The 570-nt window shown below is 53.5% G+C and carries 1 protein-coding gene; it reads right to left on the bottom strand.

The annotated features are described in order from the left end of the window. Positions 1 to 26: 26 nt before the first annotated feature. Positions 27 to 570 (bottom strand): IS3 family transposase (locus WFP70_RS26515; protein WP_337024907.1); only part of this gene is annotated, 544 nt, incomplete at its 5' end.

The following is a 570-nucleotide window of genomic DNA, read 5'->3' as shown; positions in this document are numbered from 1 at the left end:
TGAAGTGAACCCCTTAACCTGGACAGTTATAACATCGCCTGTTGGTACTGAGTTCGGTATTGTACCGGACTCAGTCCACCTAACCCCGTCTTGATCCGTTCGTAGTTGTAATAGTTTATCCAGCTTCCTATCGCCTCCTTTAACTCATCGGCGTTACTGTACTTTTCGTGATGCCAGCACTCCGTCTTCAGCAACCCGAAGAAGCTCTCCATCACCGCATTATCAAGACAGTTGCCGGGCCGCGACATGCTTCTTATCACACCGTGCGCGCTCAGCTTCATCTTCCACTGTCTGTGCTGATACTGCCAGCCGCGGTCTGTGTGCAGCACCGGATGTTCATTTTTTGTCAACTGCCTCAGCCCATCATCCAGCATCCCGGCCACCAGGCCAAAGTCCGGCCTCGTGCTCAGATTCCACGCCACGATCTCCCGGTTAAACAGATCCATCAACGGCGACAGATAGACTTTCCCTCCTCCCAGACTGAACTCCGTCACGTCACTGACCCATTTCTGATTCGGTTCGCTGGCCTGGAAGTTTCTCTGCAGAACGTTAGCGCTGGTGTGCCCGCAG

The organism is Pantoea sp. USMM079, from assembly GCF_037153115.1.
Lineage (GTDB): Bacteria > Pseudomonadota > Gammaproteobacteria > Enterobacterales > Enterobacteriaceae > Pantoea > Pantoea communis.
Note: the sequence above shows the minus strand (reverse complement) of the source record. Positions and strands in the feature narration are given on the sequence as shown.